The sequence below is a fragment of the Variovorax sp. CAN15 genome, assembly GCF_030462475.1.
Lineage (GTDB): Bacteria > Pseudomonadota > Gammaproteobacteria > Burkholderiales > Burkholderiaceae_C > Variovorax.
This window is the reverse complement of record NZ_JASMRZ010000036.1, coordinates 22,883-42,797: the sequence shown is the minus strand read 5'-3', so window position 1 is coordinate 42,797 and position 19,915 is coordinate 22,883. Positions and strand designations below refer to the sequence as shown.

Here is a 19,915-nt window from a genome sequence, read left to right as displayed (position 1 = left end):
GGGCCTCTTCAGCGGGGCGACGGACGATCGAGGAAGACCAGGCGCAGCGCCAGCCCCAGCATCACGGTCGCCAGCAGGCCGCTCTGGAACCTGGCCGCGCCGGGCCGGCTGTGCAGCCAGCGTCCCACCTGGCCGCTGCACGAGCCCAGCAGCGTGTTGAAGGCCAGCGCGGCCATCGACAGCACCGCGCCAAGCTGCACGAGCTGCAGCGGCACGCTGCCGCGCGCCGGGTCGACGAACTGCGGCAGGAACACCATGAAGAACAGCAGCGCCTTCGGGTTGACGAGGTTGTTCAGCAGCGCCATGCGCACGATGCGGCCGAAGCCCGCGGGCCTGGCCTGCGCGCCGATGCGAAGGCCGCCGCCGCTGCGCAGCGCCTGCACCGCGAGCCACGCCAGGTACAGCGCGCCCGCATAGCGCAGCACGTCGAACGAAGGCGGCCAGGCGGCTACCAGCGCGGTGACGCCGGTGGCCGCGAACAGCGTGTGCACCAGGTCGGCCGCCGAGATGCCCAGCGCCGCGGCAAAGCCGCCGCGCGGGCCGTGGGCCACGCCGTGCGAGAGCACGAAGGCCATGTTCGGCCCGGGCGACAGGAACAGCGCCAGCACGGCGAGCAGGAAGAGCGAGAGCGTTGCGAGGCCGATCAAGGAAGGCTCCTGGGTGTTCGTTGCTCTCAGGCTTTCGGGCCTATGCGGCGGCGAGCTGCCTGTCGCCCAGCAGCGCCAGCTCTTCGCGCAGCGTCCGCGCCAGCGCGGCGATGGCGGTGTCGATCTCCTCGACGCTGGCCGTCACGAACGACAGGCGCAGCGTGCGCGGATCGCCTTCGCCGGCATAGAAGGGCGCGCCGGGCACGAAGGCCACGTTGCGCTCGACCGCCTTGGGCAGCAGCTTCACTGTGTCCACGCCCTCTGGCAGGCGCGCCCACAGGAACATGCCGCCCTTGGGCGCGTTGAACTTCACGTCCAGGCCGGCCATCTCGCGCTCGAGCGCGGCGATCATCGCGTCGCGCTGGCGCTTGTAGAGGGCGCGGATGGTGGGCACGTGGCGGTCCAGGAAGCCGTCCTTCATCACGGCCGAAACCATGCGCTGCGTGAAGATCGGCGTGTGCAGGTCGACCGCCTGCTTGGCCTGCAGCAGCTTCGGGTAGATGGACTTGGGCGCCACCAGGAAGCCCAGGCGCAGGCCGGGGGCCAGCACCTTCGAGAAAGAACCCAGGTAGATCACCCCCTCGGGGTTGCGCGCGGCCAGCGGCAGCGGCGGGGCTTCGTCGAACCAGAGTTCGCCATAGGGGTTGTCTTCCACGATGGGCAGGCCGGCGGCGGCAGCGGCGGCCGACACGGCGGCGCGGCGCTCTTCCGTCATGGTGCGGCCGGTGGGGTTCTGGAAGTTGGGCAGCAGGTAGATGAAGCGCGCGTCTTTCGCCTTCTGCACGAGGTCGTCGACGATCACGCCCTCTTCGTCGCTGGCCACGCCCACCGGGTGCGGCTCCATCGGGCCGAAGGCCTGCAGCGCGCCGAGGTAGGTGGGCGTCTCCACCAGCACCTTGCTGCCCGGATCGATCAGCACCTTCGCCACGAGGTCCAGGCCCTGCTGCGAGCCGGTGGTGATGAGCACCTGCGAGGCGTCGACGTCCCACGGCAGCATGTCGGCCACCGCCTGGCGCAGCGGCGCGTAGCCTTCGCTGGCCGCGTACTGCAGCGCGGCCTGGCCGTCGTTGTGCAGCACCTCGGCGCAGGCGTCGGCGAAGGCCTGGATCGGGAAGGTCTTGGGCGAGGGCAGGCCGCCGGCCAGGCTGATGATGCCGGGGCGCTCGGTGACCTTGAGGATTTCACGCAGCACCGAGGGATTCATCTTGGCGGCGCGGGCGGCGAGTTTCCAGTTCATGGCTTTCTTCTTTCAGGCGGTGAGGTGTGATTCGGGTGTTCGGGGGCGGACGGGCTGCGGCTCAGTCCGGCTGGGTGCCGCCACGGTATACGACACGGGCCCGGCTGTCGTCCAGCCCATGGGCGGGAGAGGGGCCAGGGGCCGCCGGCTGCGACAGCCGCTTGCCGATGACCACCGTGGCCACCACCGCGACCGCGAAGGCCAGCGTGACCACGTCCAGCGGCTCGCCCAGGATCGGGATCGACGCGAGGATCGACAGGAAGGGCTGCAGCAACTGCGTCTGGCTCACCCGCAGCGCCCCGCCCAGGGCCAGGCCGCGATACCAGGCGAAGAAGCCGATCCACATCGAGAACATGCCGACGTAGACGAAGCCCAGCCAGGAGGCGGTGGCGACCGGCTGCGTGGGCCACAGCACCAGCGTGGCCGGCAGGGTGATGGGCAACGCCATCACGCAGACCCAGCAGATCACGCGCTCGGCGCCCAGCGAGGGCGTGACCTGCGCGCCGTAGATGTAGCCCAGCGAGGCGGCGATGACCGCGCCCACCAGCAGCAGGTCGGCCCATTCGAAGCCGAAGCCGTGCCCGCCCTGGCTCGCGCGCAGCACCGAGAAAACCACCACCAGCAGGCTGCCCGCGACGGCGCAGAGCCAGAAGCCCAGCCGCGCGCGCTGGTGCAGCACCCATGCCGCCACGGCGGCCGTGACCAGTGGCAGCAGCGCCGTCACCACCGCCGCGTGGCTGGCCGTGACCACGCGCAGCGCGAAGGCCAGCAGCAGCGGAAACCCGATGGCATTGCCAAGCACCGCCATGCCCAGCGGCTTCCACTGGTGCGCCGCCGGGCGCGGCGAGCGCGTCACCAGCAGGAAGACGGCCGACAGCACGCCCGCCAGCGCCGCGCGCCCGAGGGTGACGAACCACGGCGACAGCTGCGGCGCCTCCTGCGGGCCGATGGCCAGGCGCGTCATCGGCAGCGTGACGGCGAACATCGCAACGCCCACCACGCCCAGCCACATGCCGAGCGTTTCGTCCTTGATGCTCCTCATACGCCCACCATCCACCAGGCGGTGAGCACGAGCACGAGCCCCATTGCGCGGTTGAACCACAGCAGCCGCGAGCCCTTGGCCAGCCAATCGCGCAGCATGGCGCCGACCAGCGCGTAGGCGAAGTTGCTGACGAAGGCATAGGCCAGCATCACTGGCGCCACGATCGCGAAGCGGTGCAGCGCGTCGGGCTGCCCGGCGATCCAGCCGGCCACCAGCGTGAGCGCCAGCAGCCAGGCCTTGATGTTGACGAACTGCAGCATCACCCCCTGGCCGAAGCCCACCGAGAGGCTCTTGCCGTCGGCCTTGCCGAGCGTGGCGCTGCCGCTGAGCTTCCAGGCCAGCCACAGCAGGTAGCCGATGCCCAGCGCCTTGATGGCCAGCCGCAGCGAGGGCATTGCCACCACCAGCGCGCCGATGCCTGCGGCGCACAGCGCCAGCAGCAGGGTCCAGCCCACCGGCACCGCGACCACGAAGCGCATGGCGCGCGGCAGGCCGCCGTTGGCCGCCAGGGCGGTGGAAAGCGTGGTGTTGGGGCCGGGCGAGAAGCTCATCGCCGTGGCCAGCACCAGCAGCGCGGTGAATTCTTGCCAGTTCATGACACACACTCTAAACTTGCGACCATTACAGTTCCGGTACAGATGATCGAACAATCAGGCAATCTGTATTGGTCACCCCTTCGACACAGAAGCCAGGGAATCCGGCACAGCCCGGACGACGCATGCTCACACGCACCTCCACACAGTCGCTGACGGGGCAGCTCGCCGACCGCCTGGCCGAGCGCATCCGCACCCGGCTGCTGCCGCCCGGCGCGCGGCTGCCCTCGGTGCGCGAATGCGCGCGGCAGCAGGGCGTGAGCCCCTACACCGTGGTCGCCGCGTACGACCAGCTGCTGGCACAGGGGCTGGTCGAGGCCCGGCGCCAGCGCGGCTTCTACGTTCGCGACTCCGCCCCGGCACAGGACGGCCGTTCGACGAACGGCGCGGACGCCAGCGGCACGATGGGCGTGCCCGCGGCGATCGCGGTGCAGATGATGGCCTCGCGCGTGCCGGCCGATGCCAGCTCGCTGATCCGCAGCATGTTCCACCGCCCGAGCGACAAGCCGCAGCCGGGCATGGGCGTGTTCCCGCCCGACTGGATGGCCTCCACCTTCATGCCCACGGCCGTGCGGCGCATGACCAATACAGCCGCGCTGCAGGAGCTGTCGCTGCAGTACGGCGAGCCCGCCGGCGACATGAGCCTGCGGCGCAGCCTCTCGCAGAAGCTGGTGGGCATCAACGTGCCGGCCTCGCCGGAGCAGATCGTGACCACCGTCGGCGCCACCCACGCGCTGGACATCGTGAGCCGCACGCTGCTTCGCGCGGGCGATCCGGTGATGGTCGAGGAGCCCGGCTGGGCGCTGGAGTTCGCGCGGCTGGAGGCGCTGGGCATGCGCATCCTGCCGGTGCCGCGCCGTGCCGACGGGCCCGACCTGGAAGTGATGGCGCAGTACTGCAAGCTGCACAGCCCCAAGCTCTTCGTCAGCGTGAGCGTGCTGCACAACCCCACCGGCTACAGCCTCACGCCGGGCAGCGCGCACCGCGTGCTCAAGCTGGCCAACGAGCATGGCTTCCACATCGTCGAGGACGACACCTACAGCCACCTCGCGCCCGAGCACGCCACCCGGCTGAGCGCGCTCGACGGACTGCAGCGCACCATCTACGTCAGCGGGTTCGCGAAGATCCTGGCGCCCAACTGGCGCATCGGCTTCCTGGCCGCGCCGCCCGACCTGAAGGAGCGGCTGCTCGAAACCAAGCTGCTGGCCACGCTCACCTCGCCCACGCTGTTCGAGCGGGCCTTGTCGTGGTGCATCGACCAGGGCCAACTGCGCCGGCACTCGGAGCGCGTGCGCATCCGGCTCGACGGCGCCCGGGGCCGGGCAGTGAAGCTGGCCATGGCGCACGGCTGTACCTTCGCCTCGGAGCCGGCGGGGCTCTTCGGCTGGGTCGACACCGGCGTGGACACCGACGCGCTCACCCAGCGCATGCTCGACCAGGGCTACCTGCTGGCGCCGGGCTCGCTCTTCCACGCGCGCCGGCCGCCGAGCACCATGATGCGGATCAACTTCGCGACCTCGCAGGACGCGGCCTTCTGGAAAGTCTTCAGCAAGGTTAGAAGCGAGCTCTGACGGACGCTAAAAGCCCGGAGGCTTGGAGTAAGCTGGCAACACAAGAAAACCCATACCCAGCACCCAGGAGACCTCCCGCATGAGCAACGCCAGCAAGCCCTTCGACTTCAGCCAGTTCGTTCCCGGATTCGACTTCCTGAAGAACCTCGCCGGCGGCGCGGCGTCGGGCGCCGGTTCGGTGCCGGGCATCCCGAGTCTCGCGAGCTGGGTGGCGCCCACGCTGAGCGTGGAGGAGGTCGACAAGCGCATCCAGGAACTCAAGACGGTGCAGTACTGGCTCGAACAGAACGGCCATGCGCTCAAGGCCACCATCCAGGCGCTGGAAGTGCAGAAGATGACACTGTCGACGCTGCGCGGCATGAACGTACGCATGGAAGACATCGCCAGCGCGTTCACCCGGCAGGCGACCGCCGCCGCGGCCCCCGCGCCCGCGCCTGTGCAGGCTGCGCCGGAGCCCGAGCCCGAGGAAATCGAGGACGAAGAGGAAGCCGAAGAAGCTCCGCCGCCGAAGAAGCCGAGCCGCAAGCCGGCCGCGACCAAGGCGAAGGCAGGGGCGGTCGACGGCGCGGGCGTGGTCGACCCGATGCAGTGGTGGGGCTCGCTCACCGAACAGTTCCAGCAGATCGCCAGCACGGCGCTGCAGGACGCGGCCCAACTGAAGGTGCCGGCCATGGCCCAGCCGCTGGCCGACGCGGTCGGCTCGGTCATCGGCAAGCCGGCGGCGGCCCGGAAGCCCCCCGCTGCAAAGAAGACGACGGCGGCGGCCCCGGCCGCAAAGAATAAGACGTCCACTGCCGCCCGGAAGCGAACCTCCGGCCGACGCTGACGTCGTGCGACACACACATTCCATTTGCTGAACAGAACGGGTTGGCACGCATCATGAAGTTGTTTCCCTCCGGCCATGCCACCCATCCGCAATGGCGAATGGCGGCGGGCCTCGTGCTCGCCCAGCTGCGGGCGCAGATGGCACTGCCCGACTACGCCTCCGCGCCGACGCTGGGGCTGCTCTACATCACCGACCACTACGCGAACGACGCACAGGACATCCTCGACCACCTGAGCGCCGAGTTGCCCGAAGTGACCGACTGGTCGGGCACGGTCGGCATCGGCGTCTCGGCCAACAACGCCGAGTACTTCGACGAGCCCGGCATGACGCTGATGCTCTGCGCCCTGCCGAGCGACCAGTACCGCGTGTTCTCCGGCGTCGCGCCGCTGGGCAATTCGGAAATGAGCGGTTTCGAGGCGCACACGGCGCTGGTGCACGCAGACCCGGCCACGCCCGACCTCGCCGAGCTGATCGGCGAGATGGCCGGGCGCACCGACACCGGCTACCTGTTCGGCGGCCTGTCTTCCGGGCGCGGCGGCGCGCTGCAGTTCGCCATCGGCGGCAACGGCAACATCCGCGGGCACGGCGCCGCGGGCGGCGTGTTCTCGGGCGGGCTCTCGGGCGTGGTCTTCGGCGAGGGCGTGCGGCTGGTGTCGCGCGTCACCCAGGGCTGCCAGCCGCTGCGCTCGGGCGCGGTCCGCGAGCGCGAGATCACCGAGGCCGACGGCAACCTGCTGCTGAAACTCGACGGCGAGCCCGCGCTCGACGTGCTGCTGGCCGACCTGCAGGTGTCGCTCGAACGCCCGCAGGAAGCCATCGACGCGGTGCGCAACACCCTCGTCGGCCTGGCCGATGCCGGCAGCGACGGCATCCGCCGCACCGGCGACCTGGGTGCCGACGTGCTCGTGCGCCACATCATCGGGCTCGACCCCACGCGCCGCGGCATCGCCATCGCCGACACAGCGGAAGCTGGCATGCGCCTGACCTTCTGCCGCCGCAACGCCCAGGCCGCGCGCGCCGACCTGATGCGCATCTGCGCGGAAATCCGCGAAGAGCTGGAGCCCGAGGAGCAGACGCTGGCCACCGCGCGCGCGGTGGCTGCCGGCGAGGCCGAGGCGGCGCCGCACCCGGCTCGGCGTATCGCGGGGGCTGTGTACGTGAGCTGCTCTGGTCGCGGCGGTCCGCATTTCGGCGCGCCGGGGGCGGAGCTGCAGATCGTGCGGCACGCGCTGGGCGATGTGCCGCTGGTGGGTTTTTTCGCCGCGGGGGAGATCGCGCGGCACCATCTGTATGGGTATACCGGGGTGTTGACGGCGTTCACGGCGCCCGATTGAGGGAGCGACACGCACAGTCGCCCTCCTTGTCCGCCTCGAATGAGCATTTCTCGATGCGGCCTCCCTGAAATCGACTTGTGTCTGGTCCGCCACACGGCGACCGGTCCGATTGGGCGCAAATCTGGCGCCTAACGAAGGGATAAATGTTATCTGATGTAATCAAGCTGTCATGATGACCGCTCGCGAAATGCTGCGCGAGCGTTGAATATATAAAAAAGAGTGCTTTGGTGTTATTTCAGAGGATCGTTTTGTTGGAGCCCGAAGCCGAATTGTCCCCACGATGAGCCACCTGTCTTTTGATGAAATCATCTTTCTGGATGATTTCTTCCGATCGGAAGAGATCGGGCTTCAATCCCATCCGTCCAACAGGCGTTTTCTTCGAGGACTATTCGAGTTCGCTGGTCAAGCCTTGGGCGTTTCCATGCGCGAGGAATATCCCGTCTCGAGCGGGGGGCGGATTCCCGTCGGGCTCATGATCGATTCGCTGGGTCTGCCCCGGACCGTGGAGGGTTGGGCGAGCGCCGCGATTGCCGATCTGCAGCCTGCGTTCAGGGGATGCGAAATCAATGGATTCGGCGAGCGCAGCCTGATCATCGGATGGGGGATGCAGCCATCCATGTTGAAGTACATCGCCTCCCTTGGCGCATCATTCATCGACGTCGAAGTGCATCCGTTGCGCTTTTCCCGGCATCTGCACCTGGGAGTGCGAACCAACAACCGGCGAATTGCCCGCATTCTTTCGAAGATCCGAATTCCGGAAGAGGCATTCCAAAGCGCTGCGATTGGAATGAAGGCGATGTTCTCGCGACGAGGCGATGGCGCACTGCTTTGCCGCGATGCAAAAGTGGGAGTCTTTCTGGGCCAGACGGAAGTCGATCTGGCGTTGGTCTGCGATGGCCGGTTGGTCAGTCCCGCAGATGTCATGGACAGGGTGGCGCAACTGGCTGCCACTGTGGACCTCTTGGCAATCAAGCCGCATCCATATCAGGAAAACACGGCGTTGCTCGACGGCCTGTTTGAACGCATACCCAATGCAGTCAAGACAGAGTCCAATATCTACGCGATGCTGTGTGCAGGCAATATCGAATTCTTCAGTGCAATTTCTTCGGGGGCGTTGACTGAGGCCGAGTATTTCGGTCATCGGAAAGAAGCTCTCATGACCCCGGACAGGAACAACGCCGCGCATCTCCCGGATGGATGTACCGAATGGATTCCCGTTGGCAGCGAAGTCGCCTCCCTTCCCGTGATGAAGGATGTCGTCGGCCGGGCTCGCGTTCCGTTCTTTCTGATGCCCAGGAAGCGCTACTCCACCGTCATGTCGTCCACGAACGCGGAGATGGTGGACCGGGCATTCGGATTCCGCTGGGGGCTTCAGCTAGAAGCCGCGGGATTGCGTTCCAGCCCGAAGGTTGCGTTGGGCGGCGATGTCCGCTTCGGAAGTGGGAGTCCCCATGCGGCGGGACTGGCAGCCGGTTGGCACGAGCCCGAACCCTGGGGTGTATGGAGCGCCGAGAACTCTGCCTCCTTTCTGCTTGTGCTCGACACCGCGGAGTTGCCTGCAGCCGGCATGGTGCGAGTCACCGTAACGGGAGCCCCCTATCAGCCAAGTGAAAGTGCGCCGGTCGAGCTCGATCTGCGGATCAACGGCTGTGCCTGCCAAGCCTTCAAGACGGGCGATTCACTGAGATTTTTCTGTGATCTGGATACCCGGAAGCTGCATGTCAGACCACTGCTGGACGCCGAAATTTTCGTGACCGGCGCCCATAGACCTTGCGACGTCGCTGAAAGTGCCGACGCTCGCCGCATCGGCTTCGGTCTTCAGTTGCTCAGGGTCGACATGCTGCCGGCTGGCGACAGCAGTCGTGACGGCAGCGAAACGGCGAGTGTTCAGCCTCAGGACGCGCTCGTGGAGTGAAGGCGGCTCGTGTTCGAGCCGCTTGGGCGGGCAATGCCCGTGAACGCGAAATCCACCTCCGGCTCCAGCCCGCTCACGATCCGCGCGATCGACTTGCCCGAGCCGCAGGCGTGCGTCCAGCCCAGGGTGCCGTGGCCGGTGTTGAGGAACAGATTCGGCAGCTTCGTCTTGCCGATCAGCGGCACGTTGCTCGGCGTGGCCGGGCGCAGGCCAGTCCAGAACTGGGCTTGCGTGGTGTCGCCGGCGCCCGGGAAGAGCTCCTCGACGCGGCGCACGATGGCCTCGCAGCGCACGCGGTTCAGGTCACGGTCGTAGCCGTTGAGTTCGGCCGTGCCGGCGATGCGCAGGCGGTCGCCCGAGGCCGAGGTGTAGCGAGAGAACACGAGCTTGAACTCGTCGTCGGTCAGCGAGACCTGGTGCGCCTTCGAGGCGTCCTTGACGGGCAGCGTCACCGAGTAGCCCTTGGCCGGGTAGATCGGCAGGCGGATACCCAGCGGCGCGGCGTACAGCGGGCTCAGCGAACCCATGGCCAGCACGAAGGCGTCGCCGCAGATGCGCTGGAAGCGGCCTTCGCTGTCGGTGGCCTCGACGTGGTCGATGCTGCCGCCGGCCTCGCGCAGCGCGGTGACGGTGTGGCTCATCAGGAACTTCACGCCCGCGGCGGCGGCCAGGCCCACGAGTTCGCGCGCGAATCGGTTGGCGTCGCCGGATTCGTCCTCGGCCGTGTAGGTGGCACCGGCCAGCTTCGGGCGGATGTGGGCGAGGGCGGGCTCGATCTTCACGGCCTCGTCGGCCGAGATGACCTGGCGCTCGCAGCCCAGGGCGCGCATCTGCTCGGCGGGGGCGAGGGCGCCATCGAACTCTTTTTGCGTCGTATAGAAGTGCAGGATGCCTTGCGTGCGCTGGTCGTAGCTGAGGCCGGTGTCGCGGCGCAACTGTTGCAACATCGAGCGGCTGTATGTGCCCAGACGAACGATCTGTTCGATGTTGTGGCGGGTGCGCGCCGGCGTGCATTCGCGCAGGAACTGCAGGCCCCAGAGCCACTGGCGCATGTCGGCGCGCATGCGAAAGAGCAGCGGGGCGTCTTCCTTGCCCAGCCATTGCAGCACCTTCAGCGGCGCGCTGGGGTTGGCCCAGGGTTCCGCGTGGCTGACGGAGATCTGCCCGCCGTTGGCGAAGCTGGTTTCGGCGGCCGGGGTGGCCTGCCGGTCGATCACGGTCACTTCGTGGCCGAGTTGCTGGAGGTAGTAAGCCGAAGTCACGCCGAGCAGGCCGGCGCCGAGGACGATCACGCGCATTTCAAGTACCTTTGAGGTTGCAGCGCTTGAACGGCGGGTGTGGCGTGCTATTGAATGAATAGCAAAGCAACCGGACGACCGCAGTCCAAGTTGCCGCTCCCCCTGTCCTCGATACCTGAGAGATTCACCCGCTGCGCCCGCAGAGGGTTTGCTCCTTCGGTGCGCCACGTGGCGTGGCGGCTCTCCAGACGGCGTTTTCAGTTGGTGCAGTACAGGCCCTTGTAAGGGCCGACCTGAGCGTTTATGGGAGTTTGCGCCTTCGGTAGGGCCACCGGGGTGGCCCGCTCTCCTGCAGTGGGGCGATTGTAGGCGGGGGCTGTGCGGGCGCCAACCTTTGATTTTTCTCCCCTGGCCCGATGGGATAATCATCTGTTGTTGATTTGCCGCAGGGCGATCGTTCCACACAACAGCAGGGGACTTCATGATCCTGGTTACCGGCGGCGCCGGCTTCATTGGCGCCAACTTCGTACTCGACTGGATCGCGAACAGCGATGAGCCCGTCGTCAATCTCGACAAGCTGACTTACGCCGGCAACCTCGAGACGCTCGCATCGCTCAAGGACAACCCCAAGCACATCTTCGTGCAGGGCGACATCGGCGACAGCGCACTGGTCGATCGCCTGCTGGCCGAACACAAGCCCCGCGCCGTGGTGAACTTCGCTGCCGAATCGCACGTGGATCGCTCGATCCACGGCCCCGAAGACTTCGTGCAGACCAACGTGCTCGGAACCTTCCGCCTGCTCGAATCCGTCCGCGGCTTCTGGAGCGCGCTGCCCGCCGATCAGAAGTCGGCCTTCCGCTTCCTGCACGTCTCGACCGACGAGGTGTACGGCTCGCTCTCGAAGACCGACCCGGCCTTCACGGAAGAGAACAAGTACGAGCCCAATAGCCCCTACTCGGCCAGCAAGGCCGCCAGCGACCACCTCGTGCGCGCCTGGCACCACACCTACGGCCTGCCGGTGCTCACCACCAACTGCTCGAACAACTACGGCCCCTTCCACTTCCCCGAGAAACTGATCCCCCTGATGATCGTCAACGCGCTGGCCGGCAAGAACCTGCCCGTGTACGGCGACGGCATGCAGGTGCGCGACTGGCTCTACGTGAAGGACCACTGCAGCGCCATCCGCCGCGTGCTCGAAGCCGGCAAGCTCGGCGAGACCTACAACGTCGGCGGCTGGAACGAGAAGCCCAACATCGAGATCGTCAACACCGTGTGCGCCCTGCTCGACGAACTGCGCCCCCGCGCCGACGGCAAGCCGTACAAGGAACAGATCACCTACGTCACCGACCGTCCCGGCCACGACCGCCGCTACGCCATCGACGCGCGCAAGCTCGAAGCCGAACTCGGCTGGAAGCCCGCCGAGACCTTCGACACCGGCATCCGCAAGACCGTGGAGTGGTACCTCGCGAACGGCGAGTGGGTGCGCAACGTGCAAAGCGGCGCGTACCGCGAATGGGTCGAGAAGCAGTACGACAACAACACGAAGGCCGCGGCATGAAGCTGCTGCTGCTGGGCAAGGGCGGACAGGTCGGCTGGGAATTGCAGCGCAGTCTGGCGCCGCTGGGTGAACTGGTTGCGCTCGACTTCGACAGTACCGATTTCCACGCGGACTTCAGCCGGCCCGAAGAGTTGGCCGACACGGTGCTCAAGGTGCGCCCCGACGTGATCGTCAATGCCGCGGCGCACACCGCCGTCGACAAGGCCGAGAGCGAGCCCGAGTTCGCGCGAAAGCTCAATGCCACCTCGCCCGGCGTCGTGGCCGAAGCGGCGCAGAAGATCGGCGCGCTGATGGTGCACTACTCGACTGACTATGTCTTCGACGGCAGCGGCACCAGGCCCTGGAAGGAAGGCGACGCGACCGGCCCGCTCAGCGTATACGGGCAGACCAAGCTCGAAGGTGAGCAACTGGTGGCGCAGCACTGCGCGAAGCACCTGATCTTTCGCACGAGCTGGGTGTATGCGGCCCGTGGCGGCAACTTCGCCAAGACCATGCTCCGGCTGGCGAAGGAGCGCGAGAAGCTGACTGTCATCGACGACCAGTTCGGTGCGCCCACCGGCGCGGAACTGCTCGCGGACGTGACGGCGCACGCCATCCGCGCGACATTGCAGGACTCCTCGAAGGCGGGCCTGTACCACGCGATCGCTGGCGGCGAAACGACGTGGCACGGCTATGCTCGCTTCGTGCTCGAAATGGCACAGCAGGCGGGCGTCGAACTCAAGGCCGGGCCGGACGCCGTCGAGGCCGTGCCTACCAGTGCTTTCCCGACCCCAGCGAAGCGGCCTCACAACTCGCGCCTCGATACCACCAAGCTGCAGACCGCTTTCGGCCTGCGCCTGCCACCTTGGCAGGAAGGCGTCGCGCGCATGCTGCGCGAGATCCTTTGAATTCCACGAGAAAAGAGAGCATGACCAAGACGACGCAACGCAAGGGCATCATCCTGGCCGGCGGTTCGGGCACACGCCTGCACCCCGCGACCCTGGCGATCAGCAAGCAGCTGCTGCCGGTGTACGACAAGCCGATGATCTACTACCCGCTCAGCACGCTCATGCTCGGCGGCATGCGCGACATCCTGATCATCAGCACCCCGCAGGACACGCCGCGATTCCAGCAGCTGCTGGGCGACGGCAGCCAGTGGGGCATCAACCTGCAGTACGAAGTGCAGCCCAGCCCCGATGGGCTCGCGCAGGCTTTCATCATCGGCGACAAGTTCGTCGGCAACTCGCCGAGTGCGCTGGTGCTGGGCGACAACATCTTCTACGGTCACGATTTCGTGCACCTGCTGGCCGATGCGGATGCGAAGACTTCCGGCGCCACGGTGTTCGCGTATCACGTGCAGGACCCGGAGCGCTATGGCGTCGTGGCGTTCGATGACAAGGGCAAGGCGAGCAGCATCGAAGAGAAGCCGCTGACGCCGAAGAGCAGCTACGCGGTGACCGGCCTCTACTTCTATGACAACCAGGTGGTGGATATCGCCAAGGCGGTGAAGCCGAGTGCGCGGGGTGAGTTGGAGATCACGGCGATCAATCAGGCTTACCTGGATCGCGATCAGCTCAATGTGCAGATCATGCAGCGCGGCTATGCATGGCTCGATACCGGGACGCACGACAGTCTGCTGGAAGCGGGTCAATTCATCGCTACGCTGGAGCATCGGCAGGGGTTGAAGATTGCTTGTCCGGAAGAGATTGCGTGGCGCAATGGGTTTATCACGGGCGAACAGCTCGAAAAGCTCGCGGCACCGTTAGCAAAAAGCGGATATGGCAAGTACCTGAAGCATCTGCTTGGCGAAAGGATCCGCTCGTGAAGGTGACACCGACTGCGATTCCCGAAGTGCTCGTGATCGAGCCCAAGGTGTTCGGCGATGCCCGCGGCTTCTTCTTCGAGAGCTTCAACCAGAAAGCCTTCGACGAGGCGATCGGCCAGCATGTCGATTTCGTGCAGGACAACCATTCGCGCTCGGCGAAGGGCGTGCTGCGAGGGCTCCATTACCAGATCCAGCACCCGCAGGGCAAGCTGGTGCGTGTCGTGCGAGGGGCGGTGTTCGATGTCGCCGTCGACATCCGCGAGTCGTCTGCGACCTTCGGGCGCTGGGTGGGCGTGGAGTTAACCGACGATAACCACAAGCAGCTCTGGGTGCCTGTCGGCTTTGCCCATGCGTTCCTGGTGTTGAGCGACACGGCCGAGTTTCTATACAAGACCACTGATTATTACGCGCCAGCGCACGAGCGCTGTATCGCTTGGAACGATCCGACCTTGAATATTGCCTGGCCCGACACGTCTCCTCAACTCTCCGCCAAGGATGCCGCCGGCGTTTTGCTGGACAAGGCTGATCTTTTCCCATGACCGCGTTCGAGCAAACGATGAGCCTGGGCGATGCACGATCAGGCCGTGCCACCGCGGGTCGCCGGGTCATCGCGGTCGACCTCGACGGAACGCTGATTCGATCGGACCTGTTGGTCGAGAGCGTCTTCCTGATGCTGCGCTACCAGCCCCTGCTGTTCCTGAAGGCGCTGTTCTGGCTGTTGAAGGGAAAAGCCTATTTCAAGCGGCGCGTCGCCGATGTGGCAACGCCGGTCATCGCCACGCTTCCCTACAACAAGCCTCTGGTGGCCTGGCTCGAAAGCCAGAAAACCCTGGGCGACGTGCATCTGGTGCTCGCAACGGCTTCCGACGCGCGGCTTGCACGCCAGGTGGCCGACCATCTGGGTATCTTCGACGAGGTGCTCGGCACCGAGGCGAAGAACCTTGCTTCTGCACACAAGCGGGATGCCCTGGTTTCCCGCTACGGCGAGCAGCGCTTCGAATACGTCGGCAATTCGACCGCCGACCTGGACGTCTGGCGTTCCGCGAACGTTGCCCACGTGGTGAACCCCGAGTTCAATGTGTTGGCGCGCGCGCGCCGTCTCGGACGCTTGGGCGAGGTGTTCGACGATCGCGTGGGATACCTGCGTGTGTTGCGCAAGGCGCTGCGGCTGCACCAATGGGCCAAGAACCTTCTCGTGTTCGTACCATTGCTGGCAACGCACAAGTTGAGCCACTGGCAACTGCTGGGCGATTGTGTGCTTGCGTTCCTGTGCTTCGGTGCTTGCGCCTCCAGCGTGTACCTGCTGAACGACCTGCTCGACCTCAAGGACGACCGAAGGCACCGCACGAAGTGCAATCGGCCGCTGGCGGCCGGGACATTTCCGGTCTTCCACGCCATGGTCTGGATGCCCGCGCTGCTGGTGTTTGCGTTCGGTGCGTCGCTGCTGTGGCTGCCAGCGAGATTCGCGGTGGTCCTCGGGGTGTACTACCTTCTGACGCTGGCGTACTCGCTCTGGATCAAGCGCGTGGTCATGCTCGACGTGGTTACGCTGGCGATGCTGTACACGGTGCGCGTCGTCGCCGGCGCCGCCGCGATCGTCGCGCCGTTGACGTTCTGGATCCTGGCGTTCTGCATCTTCATGTTTCTGAGCCTGGCCTTCGTCAAGCGGTACACCGAACTCTATGAAGCCAGGGAGCAAGGGCGGGGCGACGCCGCACCGGGGCGAGGCTACGAGGTCCAGGATTTCGAGCTTCTGGCGTCCCTGGGCGGGTCGTCTCGGGGTATCTGTCGGTGCTTGTGCTCGCCCTCTACATCAACGATGTGGCCTCGCTGCACCTGTATGGACACCCGAAGCTGCTGTGGGTGGCTTGCCCGTTGCTGTTGTTCTGGTTGAGCCGGGTCTGGTTGATCGCGCACCGGGGGCGCATGAATGACGATCCGATCGTCTTCGCACTGCGTGACCGTGTCAGCCGTTGGATCGGCATTGCGTTCGCCGCCACTTTTGTCGCTGCCGCATTTTGAACTCGTCCGCACGCCTGTCGTGGGGGCGGTATCCCCACCACCCGCAAACGGCGCATGCCGTTCATTGGCCGTCCGAGGTCGAAGGCGCTGCCGCATCCGCGCTGGCGCAAGGCAGCGGTGGCACGCTCGCGTTCGGCATGGGGCGCAGCTACGGCGACTCCTGTATGGCGGCGTCCGACCATGTCGTGGCGACGGCAGGCATGGACCGCGTGATCGCAGCGGACTGGGAAACCGGCGTGCTCGTCGCACAAGCCGGCCTCACCCTGGGAGCGCTCATCGACATCGCGCTGCCTCGGGGCTGGTTCCTGCCGGTCACACCGGGGACCAAGTTCGTCACCCTCGGCGGCGCCGTGGCCAACGACGTGCACGGCAAGAATCACCATGTGATGGGCACCTTCGGTTGCCACATCAGGCGGCTGGCGCTGTTCAGGACGCAGGACGGGGTGGTCGACTGCTCGCCGCAAGACAACGCCGAGCTGTTCCGTGCGAGCGTCGGGGGGTTGGGCTTGACCGGCATTGTGCTGTCGGTTGAAATCCAGCTGCGTCGCGTGCCTTCTGCCTACATGGCGCAGCGCTCAATCAAGTTCGGTGGACTGGACGAGTTTTTCGACCTGTCCGAGCAGCTCGATGCGCAGCACGAATATGCCGTGGCCTGGGTCGACTGCCTCACCACCGGCCGGCAGGCGGGGCGAGGGCACTACATCGTGGGCAACCATGCACAGGAAGGTGGCTTGCAGGTCTCTTCCGCGAAGCCCAAGAGCATGCCGGTCGATCCTCCTGTGTCGCTCGTCAATGCGGCCAGCCTGCGGATCTTCAACACGCTCTACTACCACCGGCAGCAAGCCAGGCAGGTCCACGCGACGGTCGGCTATGACCCGTTCTTCTATCCGCTCGACAAGCTGCTGCACTGGAACCGGATGTACGGGCGAGCCGGGTTTCAGCAATACCAGTGCGTTGTGCCATTCGCCAGTTCGCGGGACGCGATTCGTGCGGTGCTCGCAGAGATCGCGCGCAGCGGCAGCGGCTCTTTCCTCGCGGTGCTCAAGCGGTGCGGCGATGTTCCGTCGCCCGGACTTCTGTCCTTCCCCTTGCCGGGCGTCTCGCTGGCGCTCGACTTTGCGCAGCGCGACATTGACAACGCACGGTTGTTCGCCAAGCTCGATGCATTGATTCACGAGGCCGGAGGACGCCTCTACCCGGCGAAGGACGCGCACATGAGCGCGGTGCATTTTCAGCAAGCCTACCCGGCCTGGCCCCAAGTCGAAGCGTTCCGCGACCCGCACCTGAAATCGCGGTTCTGGAACCGCGTAACTCCCTGAGACCCATTCCATGTCAACAAGAAAGAAGATCCTCATCGTCGGTGCGACCTCCGGTATTGCCGAGGCCGTGGCGCGGCAATATGCCGCCGAAGGCTGCACCTTTGCGCTTGTGGCGCGCGCACAGGACAAGCTCGAGGTCGTCGCAAGCGACCTGAGCGCCCGTGGCGCCACGGGGATGTTCAGCTATGTGTGGGACGCGGCCGAGCCAAAGCAGTTCCCCGATGTCGTCGAGCGCGCATGGCGCGACCTCGGCGAGGTCGACGTGGCGCTGATTGCCCACGGCACGCTGCCCGATCAGGCGCGTGCGGCAGTAGACCTCGACTACGCCATCGAGCAGTTCCGTACCAACGGCGAAAGCGCGATCGTCTGCATGCTCGCGCTGGCGCCTCGGTTCGAAGCGCAAGGAAGGGGCACGCTGGCGGTGATCGGCTCCGTGGCCGGAGATCGCGGCCGGCCGAGCAACTTCCTTTATGGCGCCGCAAAGAGCAGCGTGGAGGCTTTTGCTTCCGGCATGCGGGGAAGGCTTTTCAAGCGCGGCGTCGACCTGTTGCTGATCAAGCCGGGTTTCGTTGCCACGCCCATGACGGCCGGGCTCGATCTGCCCAAGAAGTTGACTGCGACGCCGGAGCGCGTGGCCCGCACGATCGTCGATGCGGTGAGCGCAAGGAAGGCCGTCATCTACGTGCCCTGGTTCTGGCAAATCATCATGACGATCATCAAGATGATTCCGACATTCATTTTCAAGAAACTTGGGCTGTAAGGGTGAGGGATAACCTGATGAGTGAGTCAGTTCGAAGCAATGCTGCAGCCCGTGTCGAATGGCGATATTGGTGGATCGTATTTCTTGCCGTTTTTGCGATCGTCCTGGCAACTGCGGCTGGCTTCGTCTTCGGCCCCTACAGGTTGGAGGCGGGCGATTTTGCGGCCAATGCACTGAACATCATCCGCGCCAAGAGTTTCCATGAGATCTACGGGAACTACTCGAGATGGCAGTTCAACCATCCGGGCCCGTTCTTCTTCTATGTGTATGCCTTCGGCGAGATGGTTCTGGTCGACCTCTTGCATTTCGTTCCCTCGCCGCATCAGGCGCATGTGTTCTTCGGCATCATTCTCCAGAGCGGATTCATTGCGAGTTCGGTCGCCATTTCATTGTTTCTGGTGCGCGACAAGAGAATTCTTCTCGCATGGATTCTGGTGGCGTGCCTGGGCGCGGGCATTGGCTACATCGCGGTATCGAGCATCTGGGCGCCGCATGTGCTGTTCGGCCCGTATCTGCTGCTCCTGATTTCTTCGGCGGCGCTGAGCCTGGGCTGGTTCCGCTTCCTGCCCGTGTGCGTCTTCTGTGTCTGCGTCCTGTGCCACGGGCACATCGCGCAGCCGGTGCTCACGTTCCCGGTTTTTCTTGCCGCAATCCTGAGCTTTGCATGGGCGGCGAAGGCGCGGCAGGTGATCGATCCTGCGTGGACTTCCGGCCGCAAGCGCACAGGGGTTTTTGCTGCCTCGTTCGTGATCATGGGCATCTTCCTGATTCCCATCATCATCGACCTGACCCGTTGCCCGGATTGCAACGCGGTGCGAGTTCTGACGTACATGAAGTCGAACCATGATCAGACGCCCAAATTCAACCAGGCGATGAACTACGTCGCTTCTTATTTCATCTTCGACAGAAAGCCGGAGTGGCTGGACACTGCCCGAGACGTGAAGCTGGGCAGCCTCAAGGTTCTTTTCGAACTGCTCATGGTGACCGCCGCACTCGTGCTTCCGATGAAGTGGCTGCTGAACCTGAGGGCGTCGAGGGTCGAACTGCAACGCCTGGCCCTGTTCTGCATTCTGGCCTTGGCGTTCTCGACGCTGTGGGCGCTTCGGATCACGGGGCCGCTCTACGAATTCAACTCCTTCTTCGTGTACTCGATCGTCGGCCTGCTGGGATTGCTGGTCGTCTACTGCCTCATCGCGCGGCTGCCTCGCCTGATGTTGCTGGTTTTTTCGCTTCTCTGGATCGTGGCCGCCTTTTTCATCGTGCCGCGGTACAACGCGAACTTCGAGGTTTTCAGCAAGCACTCGACGATGCTGGGCGGCAGCGAGTCGGTTCATCTTGAAAATCCCGGCAGCCGGATCGCCATCAACCAGATCGACGGACAGGATTGGGGCATCAATACCGGCCTGGCCGTGCGCTTGACCCGATCGAACGTTCCCTACTTCGTCCCGAACGACTGGACCTATGTCTTCGGCTGGGGAACCGGCTACACCGAAGAGCGCTTGATAAACAAGAACAACTCGATGGAAATCTGGACCGCGAAGGTGGACCATCTTCCTCTCGAGTTCACCGAAAGCGACTATTGCCGGATCCGTGACGATTCGCCGACCCTGGACACCCGCGGCGAGATCGAAAAATTCAATCCGCTGAAAGCGAAGTGCGAAATTGTTGCTGCACCGTCCCCGCGTCCCGGCAGGCCGGACGAATGGGAATGGTTGTCTACCAACATGATCGCGTTGCAATTCAAGTCAAAGAGCGCGTCGAAGCCGGTCGACCTGAGCTTTGAGGTCTTTCCTTATCTGGGCAACGGAAAGATCAAGTCGCAGCACGTGGGTGTACTTGTCAATGGCGAGGAAATCGGCAGCGAGGAAGTTTCAGGTCAGGGCGTCATGCATGTGAGCGTCGCCCCGTCGCTGTGGAACAGATCTCCCATCACGACGGTCGTGCTGAAGCTCGATGGAAAGCAGTCTCCCAAAGAGCTGGGTCTTTCCGGCGACGACCGGCGCCTCTCCATCGGATTGCTCGGCGTTGGCGTTCGCTACGCGCAATAGC

The 19,915-nt window shown here is 65.3% G+C and carries 16 protein-coding genes, 1 pseudogene and 2 riboswitches; of the genes and pseudogenes, 12 read left to right on the top strand and 5 right to left on the bottom strand.

Annotated features, from left to right (window positions below; translation table 11 throughout):
- Nucleotides 1-8: 8 nt before the first annotated feature.
- The 4 genes from QMO14_RS20575 to QMO14_RS20560 form a co-directional block, all read right to left on the bottom strand.
- A complete protein-coding gene (locus QMO14_RS20575) occupies nt 9-647 on the bottom strand; it encodes a LysE family translocator (protein ID WP_301509360.1) in 639 nt (212 codons plus the stop codon).
- A 40-nt stretch (nt 648-687) separates the two neighbouring features.
- Nucleotides 688-1,884 (bottom strand): PLP-dependent aminotransferase family protein, encoded by a 1,197-nt coding sequence (locus tag QMO14_RS20570; protein ID WP_301509358.1) that lies wholly within the window; start codon nt 1,882-1,884, stop codon nt 688-690.
- Between the two features lie 61 nt (nt 1,885-1,945).
- The gene (locus QMO14_RS20565; protein WP_301509357.1) at nt 1,946-2,926 is read right to left on the bottom strand and encodes a DMT family transporter; all 981 of its coding nucleotides are present in this window, start codon (nt 2,924-2,926) and stop codon (nt 1,946-1,948) included.
- Nucleotides 2,923-3,522 (bottom strand): LysE family translocator, encoded by a 600-nt coding sequence (locus tag QMO14_RS20560; protein ID WP_184634439.1) that lies wholly within the window; start codon nt 3,520-3,522, stop codon nt 2,923-2,925. Before QMO14_RS20560 ends, QMO14_RS20565 begins: the two co-directional genes overlap by 4 nt.
- Before the next feature lie 122 nt (nt 3,523-3,644).
- Between QMO14_RS20560 and QMO14_RS20555 the strand changes: the two genes are divergently transcribed.
- The 4 genes from QMO14_RS20555 to QMO14_RS20540 all read left to right on the top strand — a co-directional run bounded on the left by QMO14_RS20555 (nt 3,645) and on the right by QMO14_RS20540 (nt 9,165).
- Nucleotides 3,645-5,090, top strand: coding sequence for a PLP-dependent aminotransferase family protein (locus QMO14_RS20555; protein ID WP_301509355.1), 1,446 nt, complete (start codon nt 3,645-3,647; stop codon nt 5,088-5,090).
- Nucleotides 5,091-5,169: 79 nt separating this feature from the next.
- On the top strand, nt 5,170-5,916 hold the full coding sequence (locus QMO14_RS20550; RefSeq protein ID WP_301509353.1) for a PhaM family polyhydroxyalkanoate granule multifunctional regulatory protein: 747 nt from the start codon (nt 5,170-5,172) through the stop codon (nt 5,914-5,916).
- Between the two features lie 53 nt (nt 5,917-5,969).
- Nucleotides 5,970-7,250, top strand: coding sequence for an FIST C-terminal domain-containing protein (locus tag QMO14_RS20545; protein ID WP_301509352.1), 1,281 nt, complete (start codon nt 5,970-5,972; stop codon nt 7,248-7,250).
- Between the two features lie 280 nt (nt 7,251-7,530).
- Nucleotides 7,531-9,165 (top strand): hypothetical protein, encoded by a 1,635-nt coding sequence (locus QMO14_RS20540; protein WP_301509351.1) that lies wholly within the window; start codon nt 7,531-7,533, stop codon nt 9,163-9,165.
- Here the strand turns inward: QMO14_RS20540 and QMO14_RS20535 are convergent.
- Entirely contained in the window at nt 9,144-10,463 is a 1,320-nt protein-coding gene (locus QMO14_RS20535) for a D-amino acid dehydrogenase (protein ID WP_301509350.1), read from the bottom strand. The two genes, QMO14_RS20540 and QMO14_RS20535, sit on opposite strands and share 22 nt — an antisense overlap.
- A gap of 92 nt (nt 10,464-10,555) precedes the next feature.
- A riboswitch (glycine riboswitch) is annotated at nt 10,556-10,661 on the bottom strand.
- Between the two features lie 4 nt (nt 10,662-10,665).
- A riboswitch (glycine riboswitch) is annotated at nt 10,666-10,765 on the bottom strand.
- Nucleotides 10,766-10,884: 119 nt separating this feature from the next.
- Here QMO14_RS20535 and rfbB point away from each other — a divergent pair.
- The 8 genes and pseudogenes from rfbB (at nt 10,885) to QMO14_RS20495 (ending at nt 19,914) form a co-directional block, all read left to right on the top strand.
- Complete coding sequence (gene rfbB, locus QMO14_RS20530; protein ID WP_301509348.1) at nt 10,885-11,961, top strand: dTDP-glucose 4,6-dehydratase; 1,077 nt, start codon at nt 10,885-10,887, stop codon at nt 11,959-11,961.
- Complete coding sequence (gene rfbD, locus QMO14_RS20525) at nt 11,958-12,848, top strand: dTDP-4-dehydrorhamnose reductase (RefSeq protein WP_301509346.1); 891 nt, start codon at nt 11,958-11,960, stop codon at nt 12,846-12,848. The genes rfbB and rfbD overlap by 4 nt, the downstream gene beginning before the upstream one ends.
- Before the next feature lie 20 nt (nt 12,849-12,868).
- Nucleotides 12,869-13,765, top strand: coding sequence for a glucose-1-phosphate thymidylyltransferase RfbA (gene rfbA / locus QMO14_RS20520; RefSeq protein WP_301509344.1), 897 nt, complete (start codon nt 12,869-12,871; stop codon nt 13,763-13,765).
- Nucleotides 13,762-14,304, top strand: coding sequence for a dTDP-4-dehydrorhamnose 3,5-epimerase (gene rfbC, locus QMO14_RS20515; protein ID WP_301509343.1), 543 nt, complete (start codon nt 13,762-13,764; stop codon nt 14,302-14,304). The genes rfbA and rfbC overlap by 4 nt, the downstream gene beginning before the upstream one ends.
- 17 nt (nt 14,305-14,321) lie before the next feature.
- Nucleotides 14,322-15,787 (top strand): annotated as a pseudogene (locus QMO14_RS20510) (UbiA family prenyltransferase).
- Nucleotides 15,784-17,106, top strand: coding sequence for an FAD-binding oxidoreductase (locus tag QMO14_RS20505; protein WP_301509342.1), 1,323 nt, complete (start codon nt 15,784-15,786; stop codon nt 17,104-17,106). The pseudogene QMO14_RS20510 and the gene QMO14_RS20505 overlap by 4 nt, the downstream one beginning before the upstream one ends.
- Nucleotides 17,107-17,116: 10 nt before the next feature.
- On the top strand, nt 17,117-17,866 hold the full coding sequence (locus QMO14_RS20500; protein WP_301509341.1) for an SDR family oxidoreductase: 750 nt from the start codon (nt 17,117-17,119) through the stop codon (nt 17,864-17,866).
- A gap of 17 nt (nt 17,867-17,883) precedes the next feature.
- Complete coding sequence (locus QMO14_RS20495) at nt 17,884-19,914, top strand: hypothetical protein (RefSeq protein ID WP_301509340.1); 2,031 nt, start codon at nt 17,884-17,886, stop codon at nt 19,912-19,914.
- Nucleotide 19,915: the final 1 nt, after the last annotated feature.